18 protein-coding genes are annotated in these 14,495 nt (G+C 62.7%); 10 read left to right on the top strand and 8 right to left on the bottom strand.

Annotation, left to right across the window (positions count from 1 at the left end; all coding sequences use genetic code 11):
* Positions 1–46 precede the first annotated feature (46 nt).
* The 4 genes from L6639_RS23345 (at position 47) to L6639_RS23330 (ending at position 4,531) form a co-directional block, all read left to right on the top strand.
* Positions 47–847: an MBL fold metallo-hydrolase gene (locus L6639_RS23345; RefSeq protein WP_237863981.1), complete on the top strand. Its 801-nt coding sequence runs from the start codon at positions 47–49 to the stop codon at positions 845–847.
* Positions 848–1,006: 159 nt separating this feature from the next.
* The gene (locus tag L6639_RS23340; protein WP_237863980.1) at positions 1,007–2,026 is read left to right on the top strand and encodes an alpha/beta fold hydrolase; all 1,020 of its coding nucleotides are present in this window, start codon (positions 1,007–1,009) and stop codon (positions 2,024–2,026) included.
* 15 nt (positions 2,027–2,041) lie between these two features.
* Positions 2,042–3,013, top strand: coding sequence for a fatty acid desaturase (locus tag L6639_RS23335; protein ID WP_237863979.1), 972 nt, complete (start codon positions 2,042–2,044; stop codon positions 3,011–3,013).
* A gap of 285 nt (positions 3,014–3,298) precedes the next feature.
* On the top strand, positions 3,299–4,531 hold the full coding sequence (locus tag L6639_RS23330) for an EAL domain-containing response regulator (RefSeq protein ID WP_237863978.1): 1,233 nt from the start codon (positions 3,299–3,301) through the stop codon (positions 4,529–4,531).
* A 56-nt stretch (positions 4,532–4,587) separates the two neighbouring features.
* Here the strand turns inward: L6639_RS23330 and L6639_RS23325 are convergent, their stop codons facing one another.
* Both L6639_RS23325 and L6639_RS23320 read right to left on the bottom strand, forming a co-directional pair.
* A complete protein-coding gene (locus L6639_RS23325; RefSeq protein WP_237863977.1) occupies positions 4,588–4,821 on the bottom strand; it encodes a hypothetical protein in 234 nt (77 codons plus the stop codon).
* A gap of 137 nt (positions 4,822–4,958) precedes the next feature.
* Positions 4,959–5,939, bottom strand: a complete 981-nt coding sequence (locus L6639_RS23320) for a helix-turn-helix transcriptional regulator (protein WP_237863976.1) — start codon at positions 5,937–5,939, stop codon at positions 4,959–4,961.
* A gap of 86 nt (positions 5,940–6,025) precedes the next feature.
* On the opposite strand from L6639_RS23320, the gene L6639_RS23315 reads away from it, so the two are divergent.
* Both L6639_RS23315 and L6639_RS23310 read left to right on the top strand, forming a co-directional pair.
* Positions 6,026–6,670, top strand: coding sequence for a glutathione S-transferase family protein (locus L6639_RS23315; protein WP_237863975.1), 645 nt, complete (start codon positions 6,026–6,028; stop codon positions 6,668–6,670).
* A gap of 17 nt (positions 6,671–6,687) precedes the next feature.
* Positions 6,688–7,122 carry a DUF6157 family protein gene (locus L6639_RS23310; RefSeq protein ID WP_237863974.1) on the top strand — a complete coding sequence of 145 codons (435 nt, stop codon included), beginning with the start codon at positions 6,688–6,690 and terminating at the stop codon, positions 7,120–7,122.
* A gap of 3 nt (positions 7,123–7,125) precedes the next feature.
* On the opposite strand, the gene L6639_RS23305 is transcribed toward L6639_RS23310, so the two are convergent.
* From L6639_RS23305 to L6639_RS23290, 4 genes are all read right to left on the bottom strand, one after another.
* Positions 7,126–7,911: an enoyl-CoA hydratase/isomerase family protein gene (locus tag L6639_RS23305; protein ID WP_237863973.1), complete on the bottom strand. Its 786-nt coding sequence runs from the start codon at positions 7,909–7,911 to the stop codon at positions 7,126–7,128.
* 11 nt (positions 7,912–7,922) lie between these two features.
* Positions 7,923–9,032 (bottom strand): cyclic nucleotide-gated ion channel, encoded by a 1,110-nt coding sequence (locus L6639_RS23300; protein ID WP_237863972.1) that lies wholly within the window; start codon positions 9,030–9,032, stop codon positions 7,923–7,925.
* A gap of 131 nt (positions 9,033–9,163) precedes the next feature.
* Positions 9,164–9,382: a hypothetical protein gene (locus tag L6639_RS23295; protein WP_237863971.1), complete on the bottom strand. Its 219-nt coding sequence runs from the start codon at positions 9,380–9,382 to the stop codon at positions 9,164–9,166.
* A gap of 112 nt (positions 9,383–9,494) precedes the next feature.
* A complete protein-coding gene (locus L6639_RS23290) occupies positions 9,495–10,943 on the bottom strand; it encodes a TAXI family TRAP transporter solute-binding subunit (RefSeq protein WP_237863970.1) in 1,449 nt (482 codons plus the stop codon).
* Between the two features lie 405 nt (positions 10,944–11,348).
* Here L6639_RS23290 and L6639_RS23285 point away from each other — a divergent pair, with 405 nt between their 5' ends.
* On the top strand, positions 11,349–11,696 hold the full coding sequence (locus tag L6639_RS23285) for a DUF3307 domain-containing protein (protein ID WP_057746865.1): 348 nt from the start codon (positions 11,349–11,351) through the stop codon (positions 11,694–11,696).
* Between the two features lie 207 nt (positions 11,697–11,903).
* The gene (locus tag L6639_RS23280) at positions 11,904–12,302 is read left to right on the top strand and encodes a hypothetical protein (RefSeq protein ID WP_237863969.1); all 399 of its coding nucleotides are present in this window, start codon (positions 11,904–11,906) and stop codon (positions 12,300–12,302) included.
* Here the strand turns inward: L6639_RS23280 and L6639_RS23275 are convergent.
* Positions 12,299–12,622, bottom strand: a complete 324-nt coding sequence (locus L6639_RS23275) for a YkgJ family cysteine cluster protein (protein ID WP_237863968.1) — start codon at positions 12,620–12,622, stop codon at positions 12,299–12,301. The two genes, L6639_RS23280 and L6639_RS23275, sit on opposite strands and share 4 nt — an antisense overlap.
* Positions 12,619–13,317, bottom strand: a complete 699-nt coding sequence (locus L6639_RS23270; protein ID WP_237863967.1) for a helix-turn-helix transcriptional regulator — start codon at positions 13,315–13,317, stop codon at positions 12,619–12,621. The genes L6639_RS23275 and L6639_RS23270 overlap by 4 nt, the downstream gene beginning before the upstream one ends.
* A gap of 113 nt (positions 13,318–13,430) precedes the next feature.
* On the opposite strand from L6639_RS23270, the gene L6639_RS23265 reads away from it, so the two are divergent.
* Together L6639_RS23265 and L6639_RS23260 are read left to right on the top strand one after the other, a co-directional pair.
* Positions 13,431–13,694 (top strand): hypothetical protein, encoded by a 264-nt coding sequence (locus L6639_RS23265; RefSeq protein WP_237863966.1) that lies wholly within the window; start codon positions 13,431–13,433, stop codon positions 13,692–13,694.
* A 38-nt stretch (positions 13,695–13,732) separates the two neighbouring features.
* The gene (locus L6639_RS23260) at positions 13,733–14,461 is read left to right on the top strand and encodes a glutathione S-transferase family protein (RefSeq protein WP_237863965.1); all 729 of its coding nucleotides are present in this window, start codon (positions 13,733–13,735) and stop codon (positions 14,459–14,461) included.
* Positions 14,462–14,495: the final 34 nt, after the last annotated feature.

The following is a 14,495-nucleotide window of genomic DNA, read 5'->3' as shown; positions in this document are numbered from 1 at the left end:
CGATGTCACCTCACGGGTGTCCCGCTCTCAATTCTGGATTATGGCCATGCCTCTCTGGACGTGCGAAACCTGTGGCGCGCAATTCCCGGATAGCGGGACGCCCATATCCTGCCCGATTTGCGAAGATGAGCGGCAATATGTGAACTGGAAAGGTCAGGCCTTCCTCACGCGGGATGCGCTGGCAGAGCGTCACCGTCTCCTCTGGCGCGACGATCTCGGCCTGACCGGCATCGCGCTCGAGCCGAGCTTTGCGATCGGCCAGCGCGCGCTGCTGGTCCCGGATGGCGCGGGCTACGTGATGTGGGACTGCATTCCGCTGGCAACGCCGGAGGCGATCGCCCATGTCAAATCGCTCGGCGGCCTGACGGCGATCGCAATCTCGCATCCGCATTACTATGGTGCGCTTGCGGACTGGAGTGAAGCGTTCGACGGAGTGCCAGTCTATCTGCACGCTGACGACCGCCGATGGGTGACACGTCCGCATCAGTCCATCGTGCATTGGACCGGCGATCAGCATCGCATTTCGGACGATGTGCTGCTGTTGCGGACCGGTGGCCATTTTGCCGGCGCCACCATGTTGCACGACGCGCGCGGTGCCGACGGCAAGGGCGCACTTCTGACCGGCGACATCGCGCAGGTCACGATGGATCGCCGCTTCGTCAGCTTCATGTACTCTTATCCGAACTACATGCCGCTCAACGCCGCCGCGGTACGGCGGATTGCGGCTGCGGTCGAGCCTCTCGCCTTCGACCGCATCTACGGCGCCTGGTGGGGGCGCAACATCGCCAGCGGTGCCAAGGCCGCCTTCGCGACATCGGTCGAGCGATACATTGCCGCCATTGCCTGAGCTGGCCGGCGGCCGGAATACTGTTGCCTTTCGCTAATAAATGTACTACTAGTACAGATATTAGGCGCGACGCAACGATGCGTTTGCTGGTCCGGCACGATCAATGCATCGTGGTTTCGGCGGCCGCGTTGTGTGGCCGTGTGAGAGGGAGCCGGACGCATGACCGGACAGCGCGACTACGAAATCTTTGAGGCCGGCAACGTCGTGCTTCAGTCCGGCGCTGTCTTCCCCGCGATGAAACTCGCCTACAAGACTTATGGCGCACTAAATTCGGCCAAAGACAACGTCATTCTCTATCCGACATCGTTCAGCGCGCAGCATTTCGACACCGAGTGGCTGATCGGGCCCGATGGTGTGCTCGATCCCACCCGCTATTTCATCATCATCCCGAACCTGTTCGGCAACGGTCTGTCGTCGTCGCCATCGAACTCCGGCAACGGTCCATTCCCGCAGCTCACCTATCACGACGCCGTTGCGGTCCAGCATCGCCTGCTGACCGAACGCTTCGGCATTACAAAGCTCGCGCTGGTTTACGGCTGGTCGATGGGCGGCATGCAGGCGTATCACTGGGCCGCGCTTCACCCCGATTTGGTCGAGCGGGCAGCGGTCGTCTGCGGCAGCGCGCGATGCGCCGCCTACAATTACGTGTTTCTGGAAGCCGTGAAGGCTGCGCTATCAGGCGATCCTGCCTTCCGTGACGGCCGCTTTGTCGAAAGGCCCGTTGCCGGTTATCGCGCCATGGGGCGTGTCTATGCCGGCTGGGCCATGTCCCACGGCTTCTATCGCGACGAGATCTGGCGCGAGGCCGGCTTCACCTCGCTCGAGGACTATCTCACGCGTGGCTGGGATACGACCTTTGCCCGGCGCGACGCCAACGATCTGCTGGCGCAGATCAGTATCTGGCAGGCTGGCGATATCAGCCGGTGCGCTGCCTTCAGCGGCGATTTCGATCGCGCGCTAGGGGCGATCAAGGCGCACATGCTGCTGATGCCGGGTGCCACCGATCGTTACTTCGACGTGCGCGACAACGAGGATGAGCTCGGTCGCCTCGTCAATGCAAAATCAGCCGTGCTGCATCCGATCCCGTCGCTGCACGGTCATCGCGCCGGCAATCCTGTCAACAATCCGCGCGACCAGGCCTTCCTGAAGGCCGAGATCGCAGAACTTTTCAACAAGTAATGCAGGTCCCTGATCATGACTGACGCGACCGTTTCCGTTTCAGAGCCTGGCCATCGTCTGAAGCCGTTGACACCGGCGATGCTGCGCGAATTGTCTGAACGCTCCGATCACAAGGGCGCGGTGCGCAGCCTCTGCCACTACGCCGTGGTCGTTCTGGTCGGGGCGTTGATCTGGAAGGTGAGCTCGAGCTATGGCGTGCTTTGGGCGTTGCCGCTGATGGTGATACAGGGCTATTTTCTCGCGTTCCTGTTCATGGCGTTGCACGAGACCGCGCACAAGACTGCGTTCAGGAGTCGCGGCCTCAACCTCGCGGTCGGCTATCTCTCGGCCTTCATCATCGGGCAGCCCTATGAATATTACTGCCTGTTCCATTGGGACCATCATCGCTACACCCAGGATCCAGAGAAGGACCCGGAGCTGATCGTCGGCGTGAAGCCGAAAACCGACACCCAGATCGCGCTTGCCTATAGCGGTCTGCTCCAGGTTGCGGGCCGCCTCCGGCTGATGCTTGGACACGCCGTCACTGGCAGGGTCACGGTGCCCTGGATCCCCGAGAACAAGCGCGCCATCATCGTGACCGAAGCGCGCGTCTATGCCGCTCTCTATGTCCTGCTGTTAGCGCTCTCCCTGTGGTTCTCCTCGACGTTGCTGCTCAAGGTTTGGATCGCCCCTCTGGTCATCGGGCAATTCTTCCTGCGGCCCTATCTCCTGGCCGAGCACACCGGCTGCGAGCGCACCCGCAGCGCCTTCCAGAACACCCGCACCACCTACACCGGCGCGATCGTCAAATGGATTGCGTGGAACATGCCCTATCATGTCGAGCACCACGCCTACCCCTCGATTCCATTTCACGCGTTGCCGAAGTTGAACGAGATCGTCGATGGCGAGATCGTCCATCGCGGTAACGGCTATATCAGGACGACACTTGAGACATGGGCCTGGTTTCGCCGGCAGCGGAACGGTGACTCGCAAAAGGTGCTCCAGTAGCGGCTCTTTCGAGGCCTGTCGTGCGTTTGCCGGCTTTCGATAGAGGGCTTTACTGCGTGTTCATCGCATGTGCCGATGGCGTGGATCACTCCCTTACCGCGCGGCCACACCAGGTCGAGCGAAGCAAAAATGCCGATTGAAATCAATCATTTGGCCGCCGCTAAAACATGACTAACGAGTCCTTCCAGATCGAGAAAGTTTTAGCAGTCTTGTATTCACCGCGAGGTGAGCCCGCCGGCCTAACGTTGTGTCCATCGAAGCATCCGGTAGCGGGAGAGATGGGCAATGAGCGCGATGGGAAGCCGCCTTCTGGTGGTTGACGACGACCTGGTGCAACGGGTCCTGATCAGCAAGATCGGCGCGAAGCTCAGCTACGACACTGTTGTGGCTCCGTCCTTCGAGGCTGCAACCGAACTCCTGGACCGAGAAGCCTTCCAGACCATGGTGCTCGACCTGTCACTCGGAGAGCGGGACGGGGTAGAGCTGCTGCGCTTCGTTGCCGAGCGAAACCTCAAGGCGATGTCGATCGTGATCATCAGCGGTTGCGATGATCGCATCATGAAGGCGACGCGCCGGGTCGCAAACGGCCTGAAGCTGTCGGTCGGCGGCTGCCTAACCAAGCCACTCGATCTCAATCGTCTGCGGAGCGCGCTCGAATTGCCTCAGCGCTCGCCGTTGGCTGCAACAACTGCTTCACCGTTGCTCCCGATCACGCCGGACCGTATCGCGCAAGGTCTCGCCGCCGGCGAGTTTTTCGTCGAATTCCAGCCGAAGATCGCACTCCAGACCGGGAGGGTCATCGGCGCCGAGGCGTTGGCGCGCTGGCGCAGCGCTGATTTCGGCATGGTGTCGCCGCTCGTCTTCATTCCGATTGCCGAAGAGGCCGGTCTCATGAGCGAGCTGACCGACTGCATCCTGTCATCGGCGATGTCGCAGGGCCGTAAGCTGATCGAGCGCAATCCGGGCTTCACCATCGCCGTCAATATCTCGGGCTCGCTGATGTCGGATCTGGCGCTGCCCGAGCGGATCGAGGAAATCCTGCGCCGCGAGAACATCCCTCCATCTGCGCTGACGGTGGAGATTACCGAGACAATTGCGATGGCCGACGTCGATCGCGCCAACGATATTCTGGTGCGGCTGCGGATCAAGAAGATCGGCACGGCCATCGATGATTTCGGCACCGGCTATTCGTCGCTTGCGGCGCTGGCGCGGCTGCCGTTCAGCGAACTCAAGATCGATCAATCGTTCATCAAAGGCTGTGTATCCGACGAGGACATGATGAAGATCGTCGATGCCTCGGTCGCCCTGGGGAAGGCGTTCAACATGAAGGTGGTGGCCGAGGGGGTCGAAAGCCCCGAGGCCCTCGAGATCATACGCCGCGTCGGTTGTGACGTCGCCCAGGGTTTCTTCTTTGCGCCTTCGCTGCGGCGCTCGCGCGCGGAGCGATGGATATCGCAGCGCAATTCCAGTGCGAACGGGCTGATCGCGTCGCCAGCGGAGACCGCGCTTGCGAGCTGAGACGACGAACCCCGGCCGCGAAGCAGCCGGGGTTACGCCAATCGAAGCAGTCGCGCTCAGTAGACGGTGTAGCCGCAGACATTCACGACGCGGACACGCATGCCGTGACGGGTCTGGACGACGCGCTCTTGATAGCAGTTGTTGATGCCGGTGTTGACGTAGACGCCGCCAAAACCCCAACCGGGACCCCAATAGTGGTGGAAGCCGTGAGCCGAAGCGGCGGTGGGCACGAGAGCGGCAGCGCCGAGCGAACCGGCGGCGATCAGACCAATTGCAAGCTTACGAAACATTCTCATTCTCCAGTGTGGCGCGAGGCCGTTGTTGTGTCCCTGCTTCTCGGTCGAACCGAAGCGCGATTGCGTTCACGCGGCGAGGTGAGAATCGTGTTTCAGAATTGTTTCGTCAGTCGCGGCGAAATGCGCCGCCGTTAGGCTTTGCGCGCCGCGCGATAGCGTGCCGCCATTGCCTGCGCCATCTCGGCCATCTTCTCGCGGAGATCGGCGGGCTCCAGCACTTCGGCTTCCGCGCCGAGCCGCAACAATTCCGAGGCGGCATGCCATGACGTCTTGCCCGTCGGGACTCTGGCGATACGCCAGCCGTCCGCATCAGCGGCCTCTTCAATCTGCATGCGCGCCCTGACGTAAGGTTGGCTCAGCGCATCGAGCAGTTTTACGCCGAACGGCGAGAGTCGCACGACCGCGACATTCGGGTGCATCTCGGTCTCTAATCGCAGCGTCGCATCCCGCCAGTAGGCTGCGAGATCGAAATCGGCGGGGCGATCGAAGCGGTCGTCGAGCGCCGTGCAGTCGAGCACGCGCGCGACACGATAGGTGCGCACGCTGCCATCGACTTGGCCTGCGAGATACCAGCTGCCGCCCTTGAGCACGAGGCCGAGCGGAGCGACGTGGCGCTGCTTCTCGGCGCGCCAACTCTGGTAGCGAATCCTGATCAATGTTCCGCGCAAAGCGGCACCAGCAATGACGCGCAGATGCTTTGGTTCCTCCGTTTCGCCAAACCAGCCCGGCGCGTCCAGATGAAAGCGTTCCTGCATCCGGCCGGCGTCTTCGCGCAAATTTGCGGGCAGTGCGGCCATCAACTTGTTCTGTGCGGCGATCATCGCTGCGTCCAGCCCCAGCGCTGCTGCCGGCCCCGGGAGCCCGGCGAGGAAGAGTGCGCCCGCTTCGCTCTGCGACAGCCCGTTCAGCCGCACGCGATAGCCGTCGAGCAGGCGATAGCCTCCCTCCGCACCACGGTCGGCATAGACAGGGACGCCGGATGCCGCGAGTGCGTCGATATCGCGATAGATCGTGCGCACCGAGACCTCGCAGGCTTCTGCAAGCTCGGGTGCAGTGACCTGTCCCTTGGCCTGGAGGGTGGTGAGGATCGACAACATTCGGCTCGCGCGCATGATCCCTTAAACCATACCTGACACAGGATGTCAGGTATGGTTCGCTACAAGGTGCCTATCGAAAGCCGATCCGAGGGAGACCCGCCATGACCGATCAGAACCGCGTCACGCTGTATTATTCGCCGCAGAGCCGGGCCACTGGCACACGGGTGCTGCTGGAGGAGCTGGGAGCACCCTACGATCTTCATGTCCTCAACATGAAGGCAGGCGAGCAGCGAAGACCTCCCTACCTCGCCATCAATCCGCTCGGTAAGGTGCCGGCTGTCAGGCACGGCGAGGCGCTCGTGACCGAGCAAGTCGCGATCTACGTCTATCTCGCAGACCTTTTTCCTCAGGCGGGCCTCACGCCCGCGCTGAATAACCCGTTGCGCGGTCCTTATCTGCGCTGGATCGCCTATTACGGCTCCTCCTTTGAGCCCGCCTTGATCGACAAGTTCATGCAACGTGAGCCCGCCCCGATCACCCAGTCGCCCTATGCCGATTACGACACCATGCTGGGAGCCCTCGAGGCGCAGCTCTCGAACGGGCCCTATCTTCTCGGCGAGCGGATGACCGCCGCGGATATCCTGTGGGGTGTCGCATTCAGCTGGACCATGATGTTCGGCATCGTGCCCAAAAAGGACGTCTTCGTTCGCTATTGCGAGCGCATCACCTCGCGACCGGCGTTCCAGCGCATCAGCGCGGCGGACGATGAGATGGCCGCGCAGCATGCTGTGGCCGCTGGAGGATGAAGGGGCCTGAACCTCGCATGACCAAGCCGATCCATACGACCAACTGTGTCGACACGTTCATCCAGGTTGCCGAGGACTGTCCGGCGCGCTCCGGTGAGGAGCCGCCGCCGCGCGCGGGACGGCCGACGGTGGCCGGACTGCAATATGCGATGATCGCGAACGCACCATATAGGTACACGTCCGACGACGTGATCTTCGCGACCTCAGCGCCGGGACGCGAGCTTGGCGCCAAGGCGACCAAGTCGGAAAGGAACGCCGCACGCGCCGCGTTCTTCTCGCGCGGACAGGCCTGCATGCGGGCCTCAGGCCTCGGCAAGCGCTACGGCTGGGGTGTGCATGCCGACAAGGAAGGCCGTATCGCGATCTACGCTGTCGAAAGCAACCGCTATCAAGCGCTGTCGCACGATAAAAAGCTCACACAAACGCGCGCGATGCGGTCGAAGCGGAGATGAGCCTCAAAACCGAGGTGCCCGCTTCTCCGCGAACGCCTTGATGCCTTCCTTGATCTCGTGGCCGCGCATGCTGTCGCGGTGACGCTGGTCGGCGGCAGCTTCGTCCAGTTCGCCGCGGGCGAATTCATTGATGGCGCGCTTCATGCCGCGCATCGCGTTCGGTGCATTGCCGGCGAGGATGTTGGCGAGCTTTTCGACTTCCTCGTCCAGAAACTCGACCGCCACCATGGCGGTGAGGTAACCGATCCGCAGCATCTCCGGCGCGGTTATCTTTTGAGCGGTGAGGAACAGCTTCTTGGCATTGTCGACGCCAAGCCGGGTTACGTAGCGTTTGATACCGCTCCTGTAATAGTGCAGCCCGAGCCGGGCCGCCGGCATGAACATCTCCGCGGTGTCGACGCCGATACGAAAATCACAGGCGAGCGCGAGGTCGGTCGAGCCGCCATAGACGCCGCCATTGAGCCGGCAGATCGTCGGTACGCCGAGATCTTCGAGTCTGTTAACGACGACCTCGAAGGCCGAGCCCGCGCTCTGCTGCTCGTTGGCGCTGACTGCGCGCTCGGCGACCGAATTGAGGTCATAGCCGGCCGAGAAGGCGCGTCCCGTGCCGGTCAGCACGAGGACGCGGATATCGGGATCGGCCTCGACGCGGTCGAACAGTTTTAGCAGCTCGCCGAGATCTTCAGCCTGGAGCCGGTTGAGATGCTTCGGCCGGTTGAGGCGAATGGTCGCGCGGGCACCGTCGATTTCGAGCACGGGGCCAGAGGCTGCGTCGGCTGCATCCGACATTCTTGTCTCCATTACCTGTTTTCGAGCGTGCGCCGTTTGGCTTCGGCGTCGATGGTCTCGGCGAGATCGGGATGCCGTGCCATCAGCACGCGGAAGTCGACGAGGTCGAGCACGAGGAGCCGTGACACTTTCGTGGTCGAAACGTTGGCGCCGCGCATGTTGTTGCCGAGCAGCGCCATCTCGCCGAAGAAGGCGCCTTCCCCGAGTTGGACTTTCTTGCCGGGCAGGTCGACCTCGACCTCGCCGGCGGCAATGAAATACATGCAGTCGCCCTGCGCACCCTTGCGAATGATCATGGTGCGCGCCGGCAGCTCCATGGTGCGCAGCATGTGTGTGACGTCGGCGATGGCTGCTGGCCCCAGCGCCGCGAAGAACGGCACTTTGCTGACGGATTCCCAAGTCTTGAGGAAATTGTCACGGCGGGTCTCTGCCGCAAACCCGGTCGCCAGAATACCGGTCCAGAGGCCGAACACGCCGAGGCCGGAGATCATCACCAGCGCCGCCACCACGCGGCCGAGCGGCGTGACCGGCACGACGTCGCCATAGCCTGTCGTGGTCAGCGTGACGACCGCCCACCACAGTGCGGCGGGGACGCTGCCGAACGTTTGCGGCTGCACGTCCCGCTCCAGGAAATACTCGGCGACGGAGGCAAGAAAGACCACCATCAGGAAGATCACGAGCACGCTGAGCAGCGGCCCCGATTCCAGCACCAGCACGCGGCGAAGCTGGCGCAGGCCGGGAATGCCCGGCACGACCTTCAACACCCACAGCACGCTCAGCAGCCAGGCCGTCTTGGGCTCGGCGCCGAGGACCAGCGCGATCGGGACGGCCAGCGCCCCGACGGTGTCGACCAGCCCGGCGGAGGAGGACATATAGAGTCCCAGCCGCCCTTGACGCTTCATATGGCGCAGCCGGACCAACCATTCGAACACGAAATAGACGAGGCTGGCCCACAACAGAAAATCGACCCAGCGGTGCGCCGTCTCATAGGCCGGGTCGAGCGTCAGCAGCACCATGCTGAGCACGCCGACGGTCACGGCCACATAGGCCGCCTTGGTCATATTGCGGCCGGCGGTCGCGGCCACGAACTGGGCCAGGGCGGGAAACATCGGCTTCGGCATGCGGGATGGCGGCTCGGTCTTGGCTCTTGCAGGGCCTGGAACTTCGGCGCCAAAGTGCCCGTCCGCACGGAGGCCGTCAACGACAGGCGCCGGCCTTCGATGCAAGTGGCTAATCCGGGCAGGTCAAGCCGTTACTTGAAATGGGGTGGCTCGTCATAGCCGCGGCGGCTGCTTAAGAATAGCAGCATCATCAAGCCGATGCCGACCACCACGGAGAACCCCGCTCCGAGCGCCAGTGCCACATAACCTTCCGTCGGGATCGGGTCGCCTCCGACTGACATGGCCGAGTAAGCGAAGTATCCAACCGCGGCCAGCATTCCCAGCAAGAGGATGAGGAGGAGCATACGCATGGTGCGTTCTCCGGTTGTACTCCTAACCAACGGTTGCGTAGGGGCACAGTTCCGCAGGAGGCCGGCCGCGATCAGCCAGAAAACACCAGCGCGAGGGGCGCGGATCGATAGGTCAGGCACTCTGAGCTGTCTTCACGGTCACGACGTTGGTGTCGTCATTCGGGGGAGGGAGGGCCTGACGGGTGGCCTTCTCGAGCTCGCTGGCGTGGCGCTTCAGGTAGTCGCGACGCATGCCGATCTCGTCGCGGACAAATTCGTAACCGAGCTTGAAGGTATCGAGCCCGTCGGTACTGATCGTGCCGTCGCGCAAGCCGATGACCGCGCCGCGCAAGATGCTCTCAAGCTCGTCCTGGAGGCATTCGAGCTGATCCAGCGAATGGGCGTGCTCGATGCGCTCGCCGATGCAGAGGATGGCAGTGGAGAGCTCGCTCGCCTTCTCCGGCGCGATGCGGGTGATCTTGGCGTAGATCGCAGCGAAGATCGAGCCGATGACGCTGAGCGCGGCGGCGCCCAGATACATCATGTCGCTGTATTTATCCATGAACGACTTGGTGTCGTCGTTGATGTAGTCGGCCGCACCCTGATGCGCCATCACGTAGGCGTCCTTCTCGACGGAGGCCGGTTCAATGTGGGTCGCAAAGCCGTTGTCGAGCCCGAGCGCGGATTTGTTCTCGTAGACGATGCGCGCAATGTCGCCGGCGGTGCTCCCCGACATTTTGGATTGCGCGACCAGGAGCCATTCGAGTCCGATGGTGTCGAGATCGTCGTCGGGAATTTCGGGCGACGCAGACAGCGTGCCGGCCGTCAGAGTCTCGTCGGAAATGCCCGGGAATTTGCGCGCCAGCGCCTTGGCTTCATCGATCGCATTCAGCGTGAAGCCGCCGCGCTTGGCGACCTGCTCATAGGCCTTGTCGCGCACGGCCCTGGAGGCGTGGACGATGGCGATCACTGCGCTGAAGCCACTGGCCGGCGCGAATAGCTTGTCGAGGGTCGCGCCCTGCGGCGCCATTTGGATCTTGGCGGCGTCGGGACTGTCGGGGGCGATATCGAGGAGGTTGCGAACGAAGGCGAGCGATGATTCGCCGTCGGCGAGAACCGCAACCTTCTTCTTCTTCAACTCGGACAGCGACTTGATCTTTTTGTTGCCGGGACCGAGCAGAAGCACGAAATCGTGCTCCAGCAGTGCCAGCGCGCGTGCCCGCACCGGCACCCTGGCGTCGGTGCGCAGGATGGCGAGATCGGCCTGCCTGCGGTCGAATTGCGCGATTGCCTTGGCGTTGTCGGGGTTGTTGACGATCTTGATCCGGAAACGCGAGCCGTTGTTCTTCAGCAGCGTGGCGAGCTTGTTCGCGAACAGGGCCTCGTCTCCGTTGGGGCCGCCAACAGCAAAGGTCAGCGTCTCCGAGTTGTGCAACCAGGCGCGCCCCGCCCAGACGGTCGCCAGCGACAGTAGCAGGGTCAGCACGACATACAGCAGGACCTGCTGCTGATTGGTCTTGATTACTTTGGGACGCCGTGGCGGCGGGGGTTCGGTCGACGAGGTCGGGCCTTCAGCACTCATGGCGGCACCTGGCCTTATTCCTTGAATGGCGGGCGAGGCGACCATTGCCGGCGGCCCACGCGAAAATTTCGGTAAGCGTTTAAAAAAGAACGATAATCCTCTACCCTAGGATGATAGCGCTCCAGTTCCGGAAAGCAAATTCCGCGCCGGAGGTAACCTTACTCGGGGCGAAGCCGGGCGTTGTCGATCCTATCACCGTTTAGCCACACTTGGCGATTTTCCGGTTCCCCCGGCTGCATTCCGGCGCGGGAAATGTCATAAATCGTCGGTCCCGACGGTTTTGACGGGTCCAAGAAGAAGTTGCGCTGAACGCTCCATTTTTTTCTTTTCGAGTCAACGAGGGCGTCAGCTTTGTCGTTTCCACCCCTGTCATCGGCGGTTCCGGTCGAAGCGCTCATTGGCTGGATGCTGCTGCTTACCTTCAAGCACATCATCGCCGACTTCGTCCTGCAAACGGCCTGGATGGCGCACGGCAAGGACCAGAAGCACGGCTGGGCTTTGCCGCTCCTCGTGCATTGCCTGATTCACTTTGCGGTTGCGTTGCCGCTGATCCTGATCGTGGCGCCAAAGTTCTGGTTCGTGGCGCTGATCGATTTCGTCATCCACATCACGATCGACCGCGCCAAAGGATTTGTGTCGGCCAATTTCGGCGTCAACCAGGAGCACCCCTGGTTCTGGACGCTGATCGGCGTGGACCAGGCGCTGCATCACCTGACTGGCTTCGGCCTCTCCATCTTCATGGCGGCGAACTGAGGCTCAGGCCTCTATCCTGAGGCGCCCGCCAGTGGCGGGGATCGTGAAGGACGGCCGCAAGGACGCCCCCACCCCCGTATTCAACCCGGTAGGGCTGCGCTCCGATTCGCGGCATAAGGGCAAGGACACCGGGTGACTACCGCCCAGGGTGGTTAACCTTTCATTAGAGAATTGCGCGGCATCTTCCTGACACGAGGGAGAACTGCAATGTTTTCAAGCCGCGACGCTTTTGAAAGCGATTTCTGCCCGGTTCGTGACGAGCTTCTTGGCGAGATGTACCGCGCCAATGAAGGCGGCCTGCCGAGGCTGGTTGAGAGTGTTTCCCCTGACGTCCGCGCCAGGCTGGCGCTGTTTTGCTATCGCCGTAGCCATCTGCACTCATTGGCCGTCGCGATCGCGAGCAGCTGCAGCGAGCGCGACCTGATCGAGCACGGTGGTCGTGTCGGCTCGACGCTCTACGCGCTCTCGCGCGAAGGCTCGGCCAAATCGTCGCCGTCGCTGTCGGGGGGCCGCAAGCCGATCACACTGTCGACCAAGCCGCTCTCGGTGCTCGCACCGCTGGACGACGAAATCGACGACGAGATCAGCGAAGCCATTCCCGCTTAAGCGCTCTCGATAACAGGTAGCCCGAACTTCCGCCGCGCCATCGCGCATTCGGCGTCGCCGGGCATGCAGGTGCGGCACACCTCCGGCCGCACAGCATAGATGCCGCACTTGGTCGACTTGCCGATTTCTCCCTGCAACGCGGAACAGCGATCGCCCTCGCAGCGCATGCCGGACTGGCGCGCGTTGACGAGCCCTTCCGGGATCAACGCAAGCTCCTCGTCGCTCTCGATCGAGAAGCGCGGCCAATTCTGCGAATAACCGCAGCAGGCGCCGCAGCTCTGGCAGTAGCTCGACTGATCAATCTCCTCCGTTGGCATCATGTGTCTTTCGGCGGGCCCCAGACCAGGCTCTGCCGCCATTTCGCGCGCAGCACGTCGCGCCTTTCCGGATATCTTTCGTCGAGATAGGTCGCCTCGACGACGCGGTCGGTGCGGAAGCTTCGGAAATCGCTGCGTAGCTCGCACCAGGCTGCGAGCAGGCGCACGGCTTCGAGATAACCGACCGAGATCGGCCAGATCATGCGCTCGCTGGGGCGCCCTTGTTCGTCGCGATAGCGCAGCATGATCTTCTTGCCTTCATGGATCTGCGTTCGCGTGCGCGCCATGTCCAGGCGGTCAGGCTCCCTGTTCCAGCTTGGCCGCGCGCGGCTCGCCGGCTCCAGCACGAAGGGTCGCAGCCGCTCAGGCACGGTGTCGGCGATCTTGGCCATCAAATCTTCGGCCGCGCGCGCCAGCGTGGAATCGGCGTGGCCCGCGACCCATTGCGCGCCCAGCACCGCCGCCTCGATCTCGTCGGGTGTCAGCATCAAGGGCGGCAGGTCGAATCCTTTTTCAAGGATGTAGCCCATGCCGGCTTCGCCACGGATCGGCACGCGCTGGCCCATCAACGTTGCGATGTCGCGATAGATGGTGCGCTTCGAGGTCTCGAGCTCGGCCGCAATCGCGTCCGCCGTCAGCGGCTTACGGGTGCGCCTCAGCACCTGGATGATCTGAAACAGCCGGTCGGCGCGTCTCATGACAATTCTCTCATCAAACGGCGGATCAGAAATCGGCGCGCGGCTGCTGACAGGATGTTGGCAGCAGGGGAGTTCTATACCGGGACAACACATCGACTGAAGAGGGTTTGTCCATGATCACTCCAATCCATCTTGGCCTGGTTGGTCCGCTGTGGCGAGCGCAGGCCTCGTTGCATGCCAGGGTCTACGGCCGCTTCACGTTTCTCGAACTCACTGCCGTCGACCTCCGCCTCGCGCTCGCGACCGTATTGGCACGTTCGCTGATCCAGGCTGCGGACGCGCTGGTCCGCCACGTGATGGGCCGCGCCTGGCGGGGGGCCCGTTTCGCAGAAGATATCACGGCTGCTGCCACCATGGTGGCAGCAGCGCGGCACTAGGTTCCGTCAACTCTTTCGGCAGGTTCAGGAGAGCTCGCATGATCACGCTTTACGGCTTTGGCACCGGCTTCGGCCTGCCGGAAATCAGCCCCTTCGTCACCAAGACCGAGGTGCAGCTCAAGATGGCGGGACTGCCCTACCGGAAGGAGCGGGCCATGCCGCCGGCGTCACCCAAGGGGCAGCTGCCATTCATCGACGATGGCGGCGAGGCGGTGGCCGATTCGACCTTCATCCGCGCCCATATCGAGCGCCGCTATGGATTCGACTTCGATGCCGGCCTGTCATTGGCGGAGCGTGCGCAGGCCTGGGCGTTCGAGCGCATGATCGAGCATCACGTCTATTGGGCACTGGTCGGCGCCCGCTGGGTCGATCCGGTCAATTTTGCCAAAGGGCCTGCGCATTTCTTCGACGGAGCGCCGGAGCACAATCGCGAGAAGCTGCGCGAGGATGCGCAGTTCCGCGTCGCCGAGAACTATCTGCTCTCCGGTCTTGGCCGCCATGGACCAGACGATGATGTCGATCTCGCGGTCCGCTCGCTGTTCGCACTGTCGGTGCAGCTTGGCGACAAATCCTATCTGATGGGCAACAAGCCCAGCGGTGTCGATGCGACCGCGTTCGGCGCGCTCGCCGGCATTTTGACGCCATTCTTCGAGTCCAGCCTGCGCGACCGCGCCGAGGGATTTCCGAACCTCACCGCCTATGTCGACCGGATGATGGATACCTACTATCCCGAGTTCGCCTGGACGCCGCTGCGGCAAGCGGCCTGACGTAAGCGCGCGGAACGCACAAAAGAAAAGAGCC

The organism is Bradyrhizobium zhengyangense (assembly GCF_022012555.1).
In the GTDB taxonomy this organism is placed as follows: Bacteria; Pseudomonadota; Alphaproteobacteria; order Rhizobiales; family Xanthobacteraceae; genus Bradyrhizobium; species Bradyrhizobium zhengyangense.
Note: the sequence above shows the minus strand (reverse complement) of the source record. Positions and strands in the feature narration are given on the sequence as shown.

Excerpts from the sequence above, each read along its gene's own strand:
- L6639_RS23310 (WP_237863974.1), top strand. The coding sequence starts at position 6,688 with ATGACCAAGCCGATCCATACGACCAACTGTGTCGACACGTTCATCCAG.
- L6639_RS23280 (WP_237863969.1), top strand. The coding sequence starts at position 11,904 with ATGTTTTCAAGCCGCGACGCTTTTGAAAGCGATTTCTGCCCGGTTCGT.
- L6639_RS23295 (WP_237863971.1), bottom strand. The coding sequence starts at position 9,382 with ATGCGTATGCTCCTCCTCATCCTCTTGCTGGGAATGCTGGCCGCGGTT.
- L6639_RS23330 (WP_237863978.1), top strand. The coding sequence starts at position 3,299 with ATGAGCGCGATGGGAAGCCGCCTTCTGGTGGTTGACGACGACCTGGTG.
- L6639_RS23265 (WP_237863966.1), top strand. The coding sequence starts at position 13,431 with ATGATCACTCCAATCCATCTTGGCCTGGTTGGTCCGCTGTGGCGAGCG.
- L6639_RS23300 (WP_237863972.1), bottom strand. The coding sequence starts at position 9,032 with ATGCCGAAGCCGATGTTTCCCGCCCTGGCCCAGTTCGTGGCCGCGACC.
- L6639_RS23335 (WP_237863979.1), top strand. The coding sequence starts at position 2,042 with ATGACTGACGCGACCGTTTCCGTTTCAGAGCCTGGCCATCGTCTGAAG.
- L6639_RS23345 (WP_237863981.1), top strand. The coding sequence starts at position 47 with ATGCCTCTCTGGACGTGCGAAACCTGTGGCGCGCAATTCCCGGATAGC.
- L6639_RS23260 (WP_237863965.1), top strand. The coding sequence starts at position 13,733 with ATGATCACGCTTTACGGCTTTGGCACCGGCTTCGGCCTGCCGGAAATC.
- L6639_RS23290 (WP_237863970.1), bottom strand. The coding sequence starts at position 10,943 with ATGAGTGCTGAAGGCCCGACCTCGTCGACCGAACCCCCGCCGCCACGG.
- L6639_RS23315 (WP_237863975.1), top strand. The coding sequence starts at position 6,026 with ATGACCGATCAGAACCGCGTCACGCTGTATTATTCGCCGCAGAGCCGG.
- L6639_RS23275 (WP_237863968.1), bottom strand. The coding sequence starts at position 12,622 with ATGATGCCAACGGAGGAGATTGATCAGTCGAGCTACTGCCAGAGCTGC.
- L6639_RS23340 (WP_237863980.1), top strand. The coding sequence starts at position 1,007 with ATGACCGGACAGCGCGACTACGAAATCTTTGAGGCCGGCAACGTCGTG.
- L6639_RS23285 (WP_057746865.1), top strand. The coding sequence starts at position 11,349 with ATGCTGCTGCTTACCTTCAAGCACATCATCGCCGACTTCGTCCTGCAA.
- L6639_RS23325 (WP_237863977.1), bottom strand. The coding sequence starts at position 4,821 with ATGTTTCGTAAGCTTGCAATTGGTCTGATCGCCGCCGGTTCGCTCGGC.
- L6639_RS23320 (WP_237863976.1), bottom strand. The coding sequence starts at position 5,939 with ATGCGCGCGAGCCGAATGTTGTCGATCCTCACCACCCTCCAGGCCAAG.
- L6639_RS23305 (WP_237863973.1), bottom strand. The coding sequence starts at position 7,911 with ATGTCGGATGCAGCCGACGCAGCCTCTGGCCCCGTGCTCGAAATCGAC.
- L6639_RS23270 (WP_237863967.1), bottom strand. The coding sequence starts at position 13,317 with ATGAGACGCGCCGACCGGCTGTTTCAGATCATCCAGGTGCTGAGGCGC.